At 66.5% G+C, this 14,382-nt stretch carries 16 protein-coding genes; 15 read left to right on the top strand and 1 reads right to left on the bottom strand.

Annotated elements, in window-relative coordinates:
- The first annotated feature begins 6 nt into the window (after window positions 1–6).
- The 10 genes from AC50X6_RS07700 to AC50X6_RS07655 all read left to right on the top strand — a co-directional run bounded on the left by AC50X6_RS07700 (window position 7) and on the right by AC50X6_RS07655 (window position 4,869).
- Complete coding sequence (locus tag AC50X6_RS07700) at window positions 7–1,101, top strand: phage major capsid protein (RefSeq protein ID WP_494965647.1); 1,095 nt, start codon at window positions 7–9, stop codon at window positions 1,099–1,101.
- A gap of 80 nt (window positions 1,102–1,181) precedes the next feature.
- Complete coding sequence (locus AC50X6_RS07695; protein ID WP_494965646.1) at window positions 1,182–1,535, top strand: hypothetical protein; 354 nt, start codon at window positions 1,182–1,184, stop codon at window positions 1,533–1,535.
- Window positions 1,529–1,960: a DUF6093 family protein gene (locus AC50X6_RS07690; protein ID WP_494965645.1), complete on the top strand. Its 432-nt coding sequence runs from the start codon at window positions 1,529–1,531 to the stop codon at window positions 1,958–1,960. The genes AC50X6_RS07695 and AC50X6_RS07690 overlap by 7 nt, the downstream gene beginning before the upstream one ends.
- A gap of 10 nt (window positions 1,961–1,970) precedes the next feature.
- Window positions 1,971–2,333: an HK97-gp10 family putative phage morphogenesis protein gene (locus AC50X6_RS07685; protein WP_494965644.1), complete on the top strand. Its 363-nt coding sequence runs from the start codon at window positions 1,971–1,973 to the stop codon at window positions 2,331–2,333.
- On the top strand, window positions 2,326–2,742 hold the full coding sequence (locus AC50X6_RS07680; protein ID WP_494965643.1) for a hypothetical protein: 417 nt from the start codon (window positions 2,326–2,328) through the stop codon (window positions 2,740–2,742). The genes AC50X6_RS07685 and AC50X6_RS07680 overlap by 8 nt, the downstream gene beginning before the upstream one ends.
- A 9-nt stretch (window positions 2,743–2,751) precedes the next feature.
- Entirely contained in the window at window positions 2,752–3,021 is a 270-nt protein-coding gene (locus AC50X6_RS07675; protein WP_494965642.1) for a hypothetical protein, read from the top strand.
- The gene (locus AC50X6_RS07670; protein ID WP_494965641.1) at window positions 3,018–3,521 is read left to right on the top strand and encodes a phage tail tube protein; all 504 of its coding nucleotides are present in this window, start codon (window positions 3,018–3,020) and stop codon (window positions 3,519–3,521) included. Before AC50X6_RS07675 ends, AC50X6_RS07670 begins: the two co-directional genes overlap by 4 nt.
- 9 nt (window positions 3,522–3,530) lie before the next feature.
- The gene (locus AC50X6_RS07665; RefSeq protein WP_494965640.1) at window positions 3,531–3,845 is read left to right on the top strand and encodes a hypothetical protein; all 315 of its coding nucleotides are present in this window, start codon (window positions 3,531–3,533) and stop codon (window positions 3,843–3,845) included.
- Window positions 3,846–3,934: 89 nt separating this feature from the next.
- Window positions 3,935–4,528, top strand: a complete 594-nt coding sequence (locus AC50X6_RS07660) for a hypothetical protein (RefSeq protein WP_494965639.1) — start codon at window positions 3,935–3,937, stop codon at window positions 4,526–4,528.
- Window positions 4,529–4,653: 125 nt separating this feature from the next.
- Window positions 4,654–4,869 (top strand): hypothetical protein, encoded by a 216-nt coding sequence (locus tag AC50X6_RS07655; RefSeq protein WP_494965638.1) that lies wholly within the window; start codon window positions 4,654–4,656, stop codon window positions 4,867–4,869.
- Here the strand turns inward: AC50X6_RS07655 and AC50X6_RS07650 are convergent.
- Window positions 4,846–5,052 carry a hypothetical protein gene (locus AC50X6_RS07650; protein ID WP_494965637.1) on the bottom strand — a complete coding sequence of 69 codons (207 nt, stop codon included), beginning with the start codon at window positions 5,050–5,052 and terminating at the stop codon, window positions 4,846–4,848. The genes AC50X6_RS07655 and AC50X6_RS07650 overlap by 24 nt on opposite strands.
- Before the next feature lie 36 nt (window positions 5,053–5,088).
- On the opposite strand from AC50X6_RS07650, the gene AC50X6_RS07645 reads away from it, so the two are divergent.
- Genes AC50X6_RS07645 through AC50X6_RS07625 form a run of 5 tightly spaced genes read left to right on the top strand, consistent with a single transcriptional unit; the run spans window position 5,089 to window position 14,379 of the window.
- Complete coding sequence (locus tag AC50X6_RS07645; RefSeq protein ID WP_494965636.1) at window positions 5,089–8,016, top strand: phage tail tape measure protein; 2,928 nt, start codon at window positions 5,089–5,091, stop codon at window positions 8,014–8,016.
- A 1-nt stretch (window position 8,017) separates the two neighbouring features.
- Entirely contained in the window at window positions 8,018–8,863 is an 846-nt protein-coding gene (locus tag AC50X6_RS07640; RefSeq protein WP_494965635.1) for a phage distal tail protein, read from the top strand.
- Window positions 8,864–8,866: 3 nt separating this feature from the next.
- A complete protein-coding gene (locus tag AC50X6_RS07635; RefSeq protein ID WP_494965634.1) occupies window positions 8,867–9,820 on the top strand; it encodes a hypothetical protein in 954 nt (317 codons plus the stop codon).
- A gap of 3 nt (window positions 9,821–9,823) precedes the next feature.
- On the top strand, window positions 9,824–10,906 hold the full coding sequence (locus AC50X6_RS07630; RefSeq protein ID WP_494965633.1) for a hypothetical protein: 1,083 nt from the start codon (window positions 9,824–9,826) through the stop codon (window positions 10,904–10,906).
- On the top strand, window positions 10,906–14,379 hold the full coding sequence (locus tag AC50X6_RS07625) for a hypothetical protein (RefSeq protein ID WP_494965632.1): 3,474 nt from the start codon (window positions 10,906–10,908) through the stop codon (window positions 14,377–14,379). The genes AC50X6_RS07630 and AC50X6_RS07625 overlap by 1 nt, the downstream gene beginning before the upstream one ends.
- Window positions 14,380–14,382: the final 3 nt, after the last annotated feature.

Here is a 14,382-nt window from a genome sequence, read left to right as displayed (position 1 = left end):
CCTGACATGACCATTCTCAACACCGGCGACATCATCGCCCGCGAGGGCTACCGCATCGCACCCTCCATCAAAGCCCGCATGCTCGAAGCGGCAAAGCTTTTCAACGAAGGCGCCCGCGGTATCAGCTCCGCCGCCGAATACCGGCTGAAAGAAGCGTTCTCCACCTCCGACTTCCCGGTACTGCTCGGCAAGGCCTTCGACATCGAAGTCCAGTCCACGTACAAGGAAATCGCTCCCGAGTGGAAGACCCTGGCCCGGGAAACGAAGCTCAAGGACTTCCGCCCCAAGAAGATCATCGATCTGAACGGCGGGCAGGACACGTTCGAGGACGTGGCAGAAGGCGAAGAGTACAAGGGCGCCTCACTGTCCGAATTCGAGTACGAGATCGGAATCGGCAAGACCGGCCGCACCTACGGGCTCACGTTCGAGCTGCGGAAAAACAACGACTACTCGGACCTGATGGACTTCCCCGGACGGCTGGCCACGGCGGCCCGCAACACCGAGGACGCCAAGGTCTTCGCCGCCCTCGTGACGGCGGCCGGCCCGAACGCTGCGTTCTTCAAGGCTGCCAACGGCAACGCCCCCACCGCCCTGCCCCTCACCCGGGTGAACGTGGAGACCGCTGTCAAGGCGATCTGGAAGCGCAAAAACCGGGAAGGCGTGCCGTTCCGGGCGCTCGGCACGAAGCTGCTCCTGGTGGTCGCACCGACCCTGCAGTTCGAGGCGGAGCGGGCCATCACCCCGACGATCCCGGACCCGCTGGGCGGCATGAACCCGATCGTGAACCCGCTCTACGGCAAAATCACGGTGGTGGTGTCCGAACGTCTGGGCATGATCGACGTGTCCGCGAAGGCTGACACGACCTGGTACATCCTCCCGGACCCGGGATCCGCCAACCCGGCCCTGTACAAGGCCACCATGCTCGGGGAGGAACAGCCAGACATCCGCGTCAAGCGTGACCAGGGCGAGCGTGTCGGCGGCGGCACGGTCGGCATTGACGAGGGCAGCTTCCTCGATGACACCATCTGGTACCGCGGCCGGCACATCACCGGTGGCGCGGCAACGGACCCGATCGGCACGTACGCGTCCACCGGGGCCTAGCAGGAACCTGGTGCCGGGGTGACAAATAGGGCAAATCAACCCCACCCCGGCACCACCCACAACTTCACAGGAGGCGGGCCATGGCCGTTCTGACAGACCTTGACATTGTCCGCCTCAACATCACGGACATCGGCGTTGAGAAGCTGTTCACTGATGAGCAGTTGACCGCCTGGCTGGCCCAGTACGGCGGCTCAATCAACCGGGCCACGTACCGGGCGCTCATCACCATGGCGACGTCCGAGGTCCTGGTCTCGAAGAAGATCCGCACCCAGGACCTGTCAACGGACGGGCCCGCCGTATCCGCTGAGTTGCGGGCGCTGGCCGGCACGTACAAGGCCGAGGCTGAGGCGGACGACGCTGCGGCCGGGTCGTTCTTTGAGATCGTGCCGCTGTGCGACCCGTCCAAGCCTGAGGGTGCCGAGTACAAATGGTAGGGCTCCCCGGTGCGCGGGTCATCCCGGCCGGCTGGGCCGCCCACCACCGGCCCGTCGCGAACTCCACCATGACGGCGCCGTGCACCATCAAGCGCATCAGCGGCGGCCCCGCCCCGTACCCCAAACCGCCGGACTGGACTGGCGATCCCATCATCCACACCACAGTGTGCCGGGTGCAGGAGCTCAAACGTGAGGGCGGCGGCACCCCGGGCGAACAACCCACCACCGAACGCCAGTACCTCGTCCCGGTTCCCCTCACCAACGCTGCCGGCGTGCCGCTCCCGGAGTTGCGGGCAGGTGAGCGCGGCGACATCGTCCACGCCCCCGGCCGCCAGTTCCGCATCGTCAACATCATGTTCGGTTCCCAGGAATGGGAACGCGACCTGATCTGCGTGGACAACGTCACCCAGCAAAACCCGGCATAGGAGGCCCCGCATGGACGATGCACCGCTCCGGAGGCTCTCCGCCGACATTGCGAGGGCTGCAAGGACCACCGGGGCCCGCGCCCAGGTCGTGGTCCGGAAAACCGCCGTCGACATTGAGGGTTCGGCGAAGAACTTCGCCCCCGTGGACACGGGCAACCTGAAGTCCTCCATCGGGCACAGTGACCTCCGCACGGTCGGACGCTCCGGCTCACTCGTGGTGGAGATCGGCCCGACCGCAGCGTACGGCGTGTTCCTGGAGCAGGGGACGTCCCGGATGGCGCCGCAACCGTTCATGGGCCCGGCCGCCGACCGGCACGCCCCCGGATTCGAGCAGGCGATGGCGCAGCTCGGTGTGGAGGGTCTGGATGGTTGACCCCGAGGCCCTCACCGGTCCTGTCCTCGCCGCCCTGGGCGCCGCCCTCGGTGTGACCGTCTACGACGGGTACGTGCCCAACGCTGTCCCGGAGACCGGCGGCTACATCGACCCGTACATCGTTCTCTGGGCCGGCGTCGGGGATAACCCGGGCGAGCTCCCGGCGTGCGGCGTCCAGACCGGTGACTCAATCATCTGGGACTTCCAAACCACGGCCGTCGGCGCCACACCCGCGATCTGCCGGGCAGTCGCCAAGGAAGTCACGGCACGCCTCACCAACCTGCCCGTCCGCACCGGCAAAGTCCGGCGCAACCCGGACGGGTTCAACCAGCAAGCCCCCATCCCCGACAACCAAACCACCCCGGCCCGCTTCATGCTCCCCCAGCAGTGGCGGCTCATCACCAACTAGGAGAACCACATGGAAGACGACGGCTTCGTCACCGCGGTGGGCCCGGACGGCCAGAAACGCCGGGTCCCCGCCCACTACCTCGACAACCCGGCCTTCGGGTTCAAGCTTCCCCCGTCCCTCCGGATCGTGGAGCCCGCTGAGACACCCGGCACCGCAATGGTGCAGGAGCCTGCAGTGGCCACCTCAACCGGCGAGCGGGTGGAGGAACCGGCTGCGGCCACCGCCAAGACAACCAAGCGAACCGGCGCAGCCGGAGAAAAGAAGGAGGCTAGCTCATGAAAGTAGCAGCTGACGGCAAAAAGAAGTTCACACTCCTGCTCACCAAGCCCGCGGCGGCCAAGCCCACCGCGGGCGAGCTGAACGCGGGCAAGGACATCTCGTGCGCCGTGCTCGACTCGGACGCCAACTGGACCAACACGGCCAGCGACCGGTTCAACGAGAAGCCCGCCTGCACCATGGGTAACTCCATGGCCCTGGGTGCGTCCAACTACGACACCGCCCTGACGTTCCTTCGGGAGTACCTCTCCGGTGGCGGCATCGACACGGCGGCGCTCGACTCCGGATACCAGGCGGTCAAGACCAAGGGCACCACGGTCTGGATCTACCTCCGGGAGACCGACAAGGCGTCCACCGCCGCGTGGGCAATCGGCGACGAGATCCACCTGGGTGGCGAGGTCATTTCCGATGCCGGGATGCGCGTGAACAACGACGGCAACATCAAGCGTCGGATCGAGTTCCTTCCGCAGAACATGATCAGCGAAACCCTCGTCACCGCCTAGGAGGCCAGCATGATCAACACCCAGACTGTCCCCAGCCTGACCGGCACCCCGCCCGTGTACGCCGCCCCGGCATTGTCCGAGACGGTGGAGATCGGCGGCATCCTCGTCGTGAAGAACGGTTCCGCGGCGGCCATCACGGTCACCCTCGTCACACCCGCCACGTTGCCTACCGGCGACCCATACCCGGACAAGGTCTACACGGTAGCGGCCGGGGCTGAGAGCTGGATTCCGGTTCTCCCGGATTACCGGGGGTCTAACGGGCTGGCAAGTGTGACGTTCTCGGCAGTGGCAACGGTTACGGCTGCCGCCATCAACCGAGCGTAGTACCAGGGTGGCGGGGCGTTCTCAGGCTCCGCCCCGCCACCCTTCCTACCCCAGAGCCCGAACCCATTACTTAGGAGCCTGAAACCCCTATGACCGAAATCAAGACCCCGCAGATCGACCCCGCCGCAGCGTTCGACGTTGAAAGCTGGCTGCAGGATGCGGCCCTTCCGGAGGAATCCGCGACCGTGTACAAGCGGGCGGACGTCCTGGCGGAACTGTCCGACCTCAAGCGCCGCATCGAGCTGGAAGAGCGCGTCGCTGACGCCGAGCAGTCCGCCGGTGAGACGAGCACCACTATCGCCCTGCTGGACGAATATGAGGCCCTGCTGAGGACATTCTCTGGCTCGGCGCTGACTGTCTACGTGCGGGCTATCACCCCGGACCAGCTGACCTCGCTCCGGGCCTCTCACGACGAACGCACCAAAGACCTGGAGCCCAAGGCAGCGAACGAGGAGTTCGGTTACGACCTGCTGGCGGAGGCCATCGTCGCGGTGAAGCCTGCAGGGGCCGACCGGCAGCCCGCCGCATTCACCCCCGAAAAGGTCAAAGCCATGGAGTCGGCCCTGGGCAACCCACAAATGCAGCTCATCCTGACGGCGCGGCAGCAGGCGCAGAACGCGCTCCCGGTTGTGGACGCCGATTTTTTGCTCAAGCGCTCTGGCACGGAACCTGGCCCGGAATAGTCCAGGTCCTCAAGACCGCCAGGGCCGCGGGCAAGCCCCCGTCGCACTGGTTCACCCGCAACCGCGGGGAATGGCTGGAGAAGGACTACGTCCTGACCCTGGCCCTGACCGTCTACGAGGACGGTTTGTGCGGCTGCGGTCAGCCGCTGGTACTGGCGCACCACCCGGACAACGACGGCTGGTACGACGCCCACAAGAACCAGTGCCATAGCTGCGCTACCCGGGAGCGGGCCACCAAGGGCAACGGCAACGACCCGTACATGCCTATGGACGGCGAGAAGGTCTACACCCGGTACACGCGCCCGGCGGACAAACCGCTACCGGGTTTCAAGCGCGGCTAGTACCCGCTGGCCGAAGCCGATCCCGGCGATCGCCAGCCCTATCAGGACGAGCCATAGCGGGTTGAGATTTCCGCCGGCAGCAACGGTCACGACGGTGAACATCGCACCGATCATCGCAAGCACCAATCCCGTCTTGATCATGGTCGTGCCCGGGCGCTTTACGTCTTCCCCAATTTTCGTCATGGGCTGATTCTGCCACACCACTTGTAGGAGGCCGCTATGTCCGTGCGCTCAGTTATTGTCCGCCTTGAGGCTGAGGTTGCCGGGTTTGTGGCGGGGATGGGTCGGGCCGGGCGGGCCACAGATGATGTTGCCCGGCAGGTGGTGCAGTCCCGTCGCGCAATCGCGGACAACCAGCAGGCCATGGAGACCGCGGGCAAGTCTCTGCTCGTGTTTGGTACGGCGTCGGTGGCTGCCCTTGGAGCGTCGGCAAAAGCTGCGATGGACTGGGAGTCCGCCTGGGCGGGCGTCACCAAGACCGTAGACGGCAGCCCCGAGCAGATGGACGCCCTCGAGGCGTCCCTCCGCGGTCTCGCCAAGACCATGCCTGCCACGCACGCGGAGATCGCCGGCGTGGCGGAGGCTGCGGGTCAGCTCGGCGTCGCCCGGGAAGACGTCGTGGGCTTCACCAAAACCATGATCGACCTCGGCAACACCACCAACCTCAGTGCTGATGAAGCTGCTACCTCGATCGCACAGATCAGCAACATCATGGGGACGATGGCCCGGGACGGATCCGTCGGGGTGGAGCGCTTCGGCGCCACACTGGTGGCCCTAGGCAACGCGGGCGCGTCCACCGAAAAAGAGATCCTTGAGATGGCGAAGCGCATCGCGGGCGCTGGCAAGCTCGTCGGGGCATCCGAGTCGGATGTTCTGGCACTGGCCAACGCCATGGCATCCGTCGGCATCGAGGCGCAGCTGGGCGGCGGCGTCATGTCCCGCGTCATGCAGCGCATGTACGCCGATGTGAAGACCGGCGGCGAGGGCCTGGACAACCTGGCCAAAGTCGCCGGAGTGTCCTCCAAGGACTTCGCTGCAGCATTCGAGGCTGACCCAGTGCGGGCAATTGACTCCATGATCAGGGGCCTTTCCAAGGTCAAGGATGAAGGCGGCAACGTCGTCCAGACCATGGAAGACCTTGGCATCAAGGGCACCGAAGAAACAGGTGTGATCCTGCGCCTCGCCGGCGCAGGGGACCTGCTCTCCGACTCGCTCAAGCTGGGCGACTCGGCATGGCAGTCCAACTCCGCACTCGCGGCTGAGGCGGCGAAACGGTACGAGACCACCGAATCCAAGGTCAAGGTGGCCTGGAACAACATCAAGGACGCCGCCATCGACACCGGGGCCGTGCTGCTGCCAGTTATTCAGGGCGTGGCGGAGTCCGTGTCCGGGCTGGCCCAGACCTTTGGTTCCCTCCCGGAGCCGGTCAAGGGTGTCCTGACCGTGCTGGGTGGGGCGGTGGGTATCGCCGCACTGGTGGGCGGGGGGCTCCTGACCCTGATCCCCAAGATCAACGAAACCCGCACAGCATTCCGCACCCTGGAGGCCTCCGGTTCACGCGTACCAGGCACGCTGAGCAAGATCGCTAAAGCTGCCGGGGCGGCGATGGCCATCGCCACCGTGGGTATCGCCATTGCCAAGATTGTCGAAGCCGACATGATGTCCAAGATCGACACCGGCATGGGCCGGGTCGCCCTGGTACTGGGCGAGGTCGCCCGCAACTCCCCCGGGGCGGCGGATGGCCTCGACTCGCTGTTCAAAGACCGCGACGGCGGAGACCTGATCAGCACCGTCGATGACCTGGACTCTGCCATCAAGCGGACCTTCAACCGGGATGCGAGCCAGTCCTTCAATGACTGGGGCGAGTCCCTGGTGACGGGCACTATCGGGGTCAAGGGATCCGCCAGCATACTCTCCGAGTCATTCGGAAGGATCGACCAGTCCCTGGCCGACCTGGTCAGCAGCGGCAAGACCGAGGATGCCGCCAAGGGCTTCGCCAAAATACAGGAAGCTGCCGAGAGGCAGGGCGTCGGCATCGACGATCTGCTGATCAAGTTCCCCGAGTACGCGGACGCACTGAAGCAGGCCGAGGAAAATGCCAAGGCAGCCGGTGAGGGCGGGGACAAGGCCGCCGCCGGTATCAAGGGGGCCGGTGACGCGTCCAGCCCAGCAGCAGTAGCTGCCAAGGAAGTCGCTGACGCCCTCGCCGAGGTAGGTGTCAACGCCGACGGCACGGTCGGCGACTTGGCCAAGTTCACGGAGGCGCTCCTCAGTGCCGGGCTAATCCAGCTCAGTGCCCGGGACGCCGCACGTGGATTTCAGGAAGCCATCGACGCGGTCGGCGAATCCGCCAAGACCAACGGTACTTCACTGGACACCAACACCGCAGCGGGCCGGGCCAACGAGGCCGCGCTGGACGCGGTGGCAGCGGCCGGGTACAGGGTTATTGATGCCAACGCCAAGAACGGTGAGGGTCAGGCCGTGCTTCAGGGCAACCTCAATGACACCTACAACAACCTGGTCACGAGCGCCGGGGCTTTCGGCATCACAGGCCAGGCAGCTATCGACCTGGCCCGGCAAATCATGAAGGTGCCGCCGGGTGTCACGATCGAATCGTGGATGTCCGACCAAGCCAAGCGCATAGCCCAGGAAACCAAGGGCGCCATTGACGTCATTCCCCGCCAGGTGGACATCAACATCAATACGCACAAAACCACGTTTGAAAAGTTGGTGGGGCTGCCGTCCAGCATGGCTGACGGATCGGCGGGGCAGGGCCTGGGCGTATACGCCCCCGGCAAGGCCGACGGCGGCGCGATCCGGGGGGCGGGCACCGGCACCAGCGACGAGGTGCCCATCTGGGCGTCCGACGGCGAGCACATGCTCGATAAGGGGGATGTGCAGAAGATGGGCGGGCAGCAGGCCGTCTACAAGTTCCGGGAAAACCTCCGGATGGGGCAGTTTCCGGGTATGGCTGCGGGCGGGGCAGTCGGCACGATGACCGCTGCAGTCCAGATCATGAGGTTCCACCAGGCGGTTTCACCAACGGCAGCGCCACCAGTCCAGAAGCAAGTAGACCAACACTTCTACGGGGTGACCGACATCCGCGCTCTGGCGGTCTACTCGGCACGGCAGCAGGAAGGGCTCTGATATGGAGTACGACAACTGGTTGGTCACCTTGGCCGGGCTGAACCTGACTGGGACCACCGGTCAGTCGACATTCAAGGCGCTGAGGGTCAAGGGGTGGCCCACCGGCTCAGGCAGCACTGGAGGCGTGTTCCAGAATGCCTTCGCCGACGGTGGCTGGGTGGAGGAAGCCTTTGACGCATCCAAGACCTTGTTAGTGGATGGCACCATCAAGGGCCCCGACCGGATCGCCGTCCGGGAAGGATTCGACCTGCTGGCCGCGCACATCCCCCGGGGCGAGCTGGCCCCGCTGGTCGTGGAAGAGGACGGTCTGGTCCGGCACATGCTCGTGCGGCTGGACCAGGCCCCTCCGGGGGGAGACTACATCACCGACCGGCTGGGCGAGTTTGATATGCAGTTGGTTGCCCCGGACGGCCGCAAGCTGTCCGGGGATGGTAGTACAGACTTCACATACACCGCCCAGACCAGCCTCCCGGTGGCGAACGGCGGGTGGCAGGCCGGTGGCAGCCTTCCCATCTCCATCAACGCCACGGTGGGCACAGGCAGTATCACCATACGCAACCTGGGCTCTACCAGGCCCCCGGTCACGGTCCTCCTGACCAACGTCGTAAACCCGTACATCACCACGAGCGACGGCCAGGTGATGCGGTTCGCGATCACGGTGGGCACCGGTCAGACCCTCGAGGTCGACCTGGACGCGAAGACGGTGAAGCTCAACGGGGTGAACCGGCGCAATGCCCTCTCCGGGGCCTGGATCGTCCCGGCGGACGGCACGGAGCTGTCATTCAACGCTAGTACTTACAACGCCAACGCCCGGATGACGGTGCGCTGGTCCGATGCCTGGAGGTAACCCGTGCCACTGACAGCTCTTGACCCCACCTGGATCAACGCCCCCGGCGGGGTGGGCCCGTCCTACGATTCGGAGGAACTCCGCCGCGACCTGGGCTTCCTGCTGGCCGGTGGGGCCAGCGCGGGCGTGTCCCGGACCGGGGTGCTGGATCCTCGGGCGCTGACCGTGACGTTGTCGGGGTCGAATGTGCGGATCAACCCGGGCGGCTGCGCGGTCGGTACCGCGAAGGGCGCCTATTTGACGGGGGCGACGGCGACGGCCACCATTGACGCGCTGGTCCCGGCGGATGTCACCAATCCGCGGCGCGACCGGGTGGTGCTGGAGGTCCTGGACCCGGACAACGGCGGCGGTGCCGGGCGGATCGCCCAGTTCCGGGTGATTGAGGGGACCCCGTCGGCGACGGCGGCGTCCGGCGGCGGCTACCCGGCTGTGCCGAGTTCCCCGTCGATCACCCTGGCGCACGTCGACGTGCCGAAGGTCGGCGGCGGCAACCCTGTGGTGACGGATCTGCGGCCGTTCACGGCGGCGGCGGGCTCACCCATTCGGGTGCGTGACGCCACGGAGCGCGACGCGTTGCCGAAGTGGGCTCACCTCCGTGCTGAGCGGGCTGACCGCGGCGGGGCTATCGATGTCTGCACGGGGACGGCCTGGGTCGAGGGCGACACCGGCTGGGTTGATCCTCCGGTCTACGGCAACGGATTCAACCCCTACATCCTCGGCGGTTACGACGGCATCAAGGCCCGGATCGTGAACGGCATCGTCCACATCTCCGGCGCCGCAGTCAACGCCGGTGCGTGGGCCGGGTCGGTGGCGATCTGCAACTTTCCGGCACCGTTCCGGCCTGCCCGGCGGATTGTCGGGGTCAACTGCGTGGTCGCCCCGGACGGCAACGTCCTCGTCACCGTCGCCGGCAACAACACCTCCACCACGGTTGCCGCTACCTTCCCGATCGGATAGCTGATGTACCGCTTCAAGATCTGCGAGCTGGTGTCCGGCAAAGTGCTGGACGAACTGCCGATGGTCATTGACGGGGCCCTGTCCCGGCTGTTGCAGGCCTACGGTGAGGGCACCCTGTCCCTGCCCTTGTTCGACGCCCGCGGGGACCTGGTCTCCGACACCTGGCAGGAGGCCCTGCTGCCGTGGCGGTCCCTGATCCTGATTGTGGATGAGGATGACCGGATCGTTTGGCATGGCATCCCGCAGCGGCGGCCCCGGACCGTTGCCAGTGTGGTCCGGTACCCGTGCCGCACGATCGAGGCGTACCTCCTCGAACGCTACGTCCCGGACCTTGTCTTCGCGGGCGCGGACCAGACCTCGGAGATCTTCCGGGCCCTCGTCGGGGTGGCCGGCCCCAGCATCGGCCTGGAGTACGACTGCCCGCCCTCGGGGGTGCTGCGGGACAAAACCTACGCGGACGGGGAGAACGCCCGGGTTTATGACCGGGTGAACGAACTCGCGGCCCTGATCAACGGGTTCAACTGGACTGTGGATGTGGTGTGGGGCGATGACGGGCACACGTTCGTGCGGAAGATCGCCCGCACCGGATACCCGCACCTAGGCAACCGTGACCCGAACCCGGTCCACGTCTTCGAACTCGGCCAGAACATCGTCGACTTCGACCACGACGACGACTGGACCGCCGGGTCCGCCGCGACCCACGTCAAGGCCATCGGGGACACGGTGGAGGGCACCCGGGTGGTGTCCGTCCCGGTGATCGACACCGTCCGGGAGGCAGCCGGCTGGCCCCGGCTGGAGGCCCGCGAAACGTTCACCGGCGTCACGGAACAAAACACCATCAACTCACACGCCAAAGCCGTCGCCGCGCAAATGTTCGGCGGGCAGTCCGTGATCGAACTGACCGCCCGGAACCCCGGCCCGGGCGAGGACTTCACCCGCCTCGGGGACTTGACCCTCGGCGACACCGCCCGCGCGATCATCGACTGCCCGTCCCTCACCTTCGACGCCGCCCTCCCCGTCGTGGGGTGGTCACTCACCCCCGCCACCGGGGTTTACAAGCCAGTCCTGGCCAAGATCGGAGAATAGTGAAAGGTTCACTTCCCCGCCCGTTTTCCCCCACCGACGCCAAGCGTGACCGCGAGGAGAAGGCCCGCCTCGCGGAGCGCGGCGACGGCTCCCTCTGGGCAGCCAGCGGCCAGACAGTCGCCCTGGTCAACTACACGAACGAGCAGCTGACGGCCGCCCTGGCGGAGACCGCCGCCACACTCACGGCAGCGGACGCAACAATCGCCGCCGCCCAGGTTGAGGCCGACGCGGCCCGGGCGGAGCTGGCGGCAGCCCTGACTGCCAGCGATGCGGCGCAGGCCCTGCTCGCCGCGGACATGGGCACGCTGCAGAACACCACCCTGCCTGCGCTGGATGCCGAACTGGCAGCGGCCGAGGGGCGGCTGACCACGGCAGAGACCAGCCTGACCTCCGCGTTCGGGCAGCTGAGCACCGTGGACACCCGCATCGACACGGCCAAGTCAGCCGCTCTGACGGCGGCTGCGGCCACCGCCCAGACCAAGGCGGACACGGCGGCGGCGGAGGCCAAGCGTCAGCTCGACCTAGTGATGGCCAGCGGGGCGAGCCTGATCCTCAACGGCGGGTTCGAATCCGACGACATCTGGCCAACCACGGCAAACCAGTTCTACGACACCGCGGAGAAGCGGTCCGGCACCCGCTCCATGAAGCTGGTCCCCACTGCGGGTAACGTCTGGCCGACGAATGCCTGGTTCGATGGGGCCACCGGGCGGACCTACCGCTGTGAGTTCTGGATCAAGCGGGCCGGCACCACCAGCGTCGCTTCCGCGGTCGGCGCAGTTTTTCAGGCGAAGACCACCGCCGGGGGCACCGGCACCATCACCGGATACCCGGCCCCGGCCGTGTCGTCCCTCGATATTTCGTCGACGGCCTACACCAAGATCACGGTCGATTACACCATCCTCACCGCAGACGCCGTCCAGGTCCGCGTCGCGCCCTGGGTGCGGACGGCGGCGGGGAACACGTACTGGGTCGACGACGTCGTCGCCTACGACATCACCGACGCGAAGGCAGCGCTGGACGCGGCCACCGCAGCCGCGACCGCCGCGACCGCCGCGTCCGGGAAGGCCGGGGAAGCCCAGGGCACCGCCGACGCGGCGCTGAACGCGGCGACGCACACCGGGAAGAACCTCTTCGGGACCACCCCGCCGACGGGCTCCTCACCGTTCGGCACCGTCTGGATGCAGAAAGGCAACGGCGACGTCATCATCGGGCAGTGGCAGCAGACCGGCGGCTCCGCCCCGAACGCGACCACGGGCCTGGGCGGTGTGGACGGCTCCACCTGGACGAAACGCGACATCGACAACCAGATGATCGCGAACCTCGACGTCGGCAAACTCACCGCCAACACGGCCGCCGTCAACGAGGTGGTGGCACAGAAGATGGCCGCGGCGACCGCGAGCTTCCAGCAGGCCGACATCGGGAACCTGACCGTCACCGGGGCGTCCAGACTCGCCGACCTCGTCGCGCAGCAGGTAGCGGCCGACTCCGGCAAGTTCATCAGCCTCGCCGTATCCCAACTCACCGCCGGCACCGCGAGCATGGGCATCGGTGTCATTGACAAGCTGTACTCCGACGTCGTCAACAGCCGGAAAATCACCGCCAGTCAGCTGCTGGTGTCCGGCGAGAACCTGATGGCCAACGGCTACGGTGAGAACGGGAACAATACCAGCTGGAGCGGCTGGGTATTCGACGCTGCCGACAAGCCCAACGGAACCCTCGGGTCCTTCACGATCAGCACCCAGACCACGATCTACCTTGCGAACGATGTCCCGGCGCCAAAGGTAGAGGAGAACACCTGGTACATCCTGGAGGGCTGGATCAAGGCGTCCGTTGCCGGGTCGCGGGTGTTCATCGAGGCTATGGAATCCGGTGGAGGCAACCCCACCCCGGTGTATCCGCTGAGTAGCTACGCGGTGCCGACTGTTTGGACGCGGTTCAGCGTGCCAGTGAAGACCGCGGTTGGAAACACGAACATGGGATTCCGCATGTTCGCCAACCACTCCGCGGGCACGGTGTTCAACGCGACGCAGAAGCTTGCCGGTCTGGCCTATCGCAAGCAGAACGGGGCGGCGCTGATCGCCACGGGCGGGATCATCGCGGACCACATCACGGCGAGCGTGGAGATGTCGGCGAAGCTGGGTTCGTTCCTGAAGGTCAATGCCGGGATGCTGGAGGCCCAGCTGGTCCTGGCGACGCAGATCGTCTCGGGGAATCCGGCCGGGCAGCACGCCCGGATGGACCCGACCGGGTTCCGCGCCTTCGCAGCCCCCACGGCAGCAGGGGAAGCGCCCCGGGAGGTTGTCCGGTTCGGGGTCGCGGGCACGGATGACAACGTGGCGGTGAGCAATGCCGCCGGGGAGACCGTCGCGAGCATCAACGCGACGGGGCGGATCGCGGGTAAGGAAGTCCATGCGGCTAACAGCCTGACCTATCAGGGCCGGGAACTCGACACGCTCATCGACGCGTCCAGTTCCAAAGTCATCGGCTACGGGGCCCGGTACGACAACCCCGGCGTCTCCGATAACCGGACCGGCTGGGGCATCATGGAAATTTCTGTGCCTCTCCGCGGGGGCCGCCTTTACCGGATCGCGACGAACAACATCCTGATGACCGTCAGCGACCTCACCGGGATCCTCGCGCACCTGGAGGTACGGTACACCTACTCCGCCACCGGGGTACCCGCAGCGCCTACGGTCAGCACCGGCACCCTGCTGACGTATGTGCGCGAAGCGATCGTCTACGGCGGCAACAACTCCATGAAGGTCGAGAAGCTGCTGATCGCCCCGGCGGGGAACTACCGGTTCCTGCTGCTGTTCAAACGGTGGGAAGGATCGGCGATTGTCGGCCCGGCAGGGTCGGCGGACACCCCGATTGAAATGTACATCGAGGACATGGGCCCGGCCACCCCCAACCTGATGATCCCCACCTCCGGCGGCGGAATCCAGTTCGCGGGCAACACCGTCACCCCGCCACCTGCAGCACCCGCGGCGCAGCCACGCGAGCTCGAAGCGTCCGCCGTGGCGCTGCAGACCTACACCGCGAACGGGGCGAAATACATCTGGGCGGGCGCGGACGGAAAGATGTTCCAGGGTGCCAGCCCGGGCGGTGCCGGCTGGCTCCGGTCCGTGGCGATGTTCAACGACCTCACCCCGTTCCTGTCCGGCGGCACCATCACCGGGATGCAGGCGTACTTCTACTTCGACCACTGGTACGACAACGCCGGCGGAACGGCCAGCATCGCCGTGCACGGCGTCGCCGGGACCACGACGCCCGTCACGTACCCCGGCGGCACGGCGGCTGTGCTGAGCAGCAACTGGCCCAAACCGGGCGGCCGCTGGGTCGATATCCCGTCGAACCTGTGGAACGGATTCCAGACCGGGCAATACCGGGGCCTGATCCTGGAAGCCCCGAACGTCGTCTCGTCCTACGGGTCCGCGACCGCGGCCAAGCTCTTCTTCAAATACAACAAGTAAGGA

The sequence above is a fragment of the Pseudarthrobacter sp. HLT1-7 genome (assembly GCF_059383435.1).
Note: the sequence above shows the minus strand (reverse complement) of the source record. Positions and strands in the feature narration are given on the sequence as shown.

Bases quoted from the DNA above. Each gene is read 5' to 3' on its own strand.
- AC50X6_RS07695 (WP_494965646.1), top strand. From the start codon at position 1,182: ATGGCCGTTCTGACAGACCTTGACATTGTCCGCCTCAACATCACGGAC.
- AC50X6_RS07630 (WP_494965633.1), top strand. From the start codon at position 9,824: ATGTACCGCTTCAAGATCTGCGAGCTGGTGTCCGGCAAAGTGCTGGAC.
- AC50X6_RS07650 (WP_494965637.1), bottom strand. From the start codon at position 5,052: ATGACGAAAATTGGGGAAGACGTAAAGCGCCCGGGCACGACCATGATC.
- AC50X6_RS07700 (WP_494965647.1), top strand. From the start codon at position 7: ATGACCATTCTCAACACCGGCGACATCATCGCCCGCGAGGGCTACCGC.
- AC50X6_RS07645 (WP_494965636.1), top strand. From the start codon at position 5,089: ATGTCCGTGCGCTCAGTTATTGTCCGCCTTGAGGCTGAGGTTGCCGGG.
- AC50X6_RS07670 (WP_494965641.1), top strand. From the start codon at position 3,018: ATGAAAGTAGCAGCTGACGGCAAAAAGAAGTTCACACTCCTGCTCACC.
- AC50X6_RS07685 (WP_494965644.1), top strand. From the start codon at position 1,971: ATGGACGATGCACCGCTCCGGAGGCTCTCCGCCGACATTGCGAGGGCT.
- AC50X6_RS07660 (WP_494965639.1), top strand. From the start codon at position 3,935: ATGACCGAAATCAAGACCCCGCAGATCGACCCCGCCGCAGCGTTCGAC.
- AC50X6_RS07640 (WP_494965635.1), top strand. From the start codon at position 8,018: ATGGAGTACGACAACTGGTTGGTCACCTTGGCCGGGCTGAACCTGACT.
- AC50X6_RS07680 (WP_494965643.1), top strand. From the start codon at position 2,326: ATGGTTGACCCCGAGGCCCTCACCGGTCCTGTCCTCGCCGCCCTGGGC.
- AC50X6_RS07665 (WP_494965640.1), top strand. From the start codon at position 3,531: ATGATCAACACCCAGACTGTCCCCAGCCTGACCGGCACCCCGCCCGTG.
- AC50X6_RS07675 (WP_494965642.1), top strand. From the start codon at position 2,752: ATGGAAGACGACGGCTTCGTCACCGCGGTGGGCCCGGACGGCCAGAAA.
- AC50X6_RS07690 (WP_494965645.1), top strand. From the start codon at position 1,529: ATGGTAGGGCTCCCCGGTGCGCGGGTCATCCCGGCCGGCTGGGCCGCC.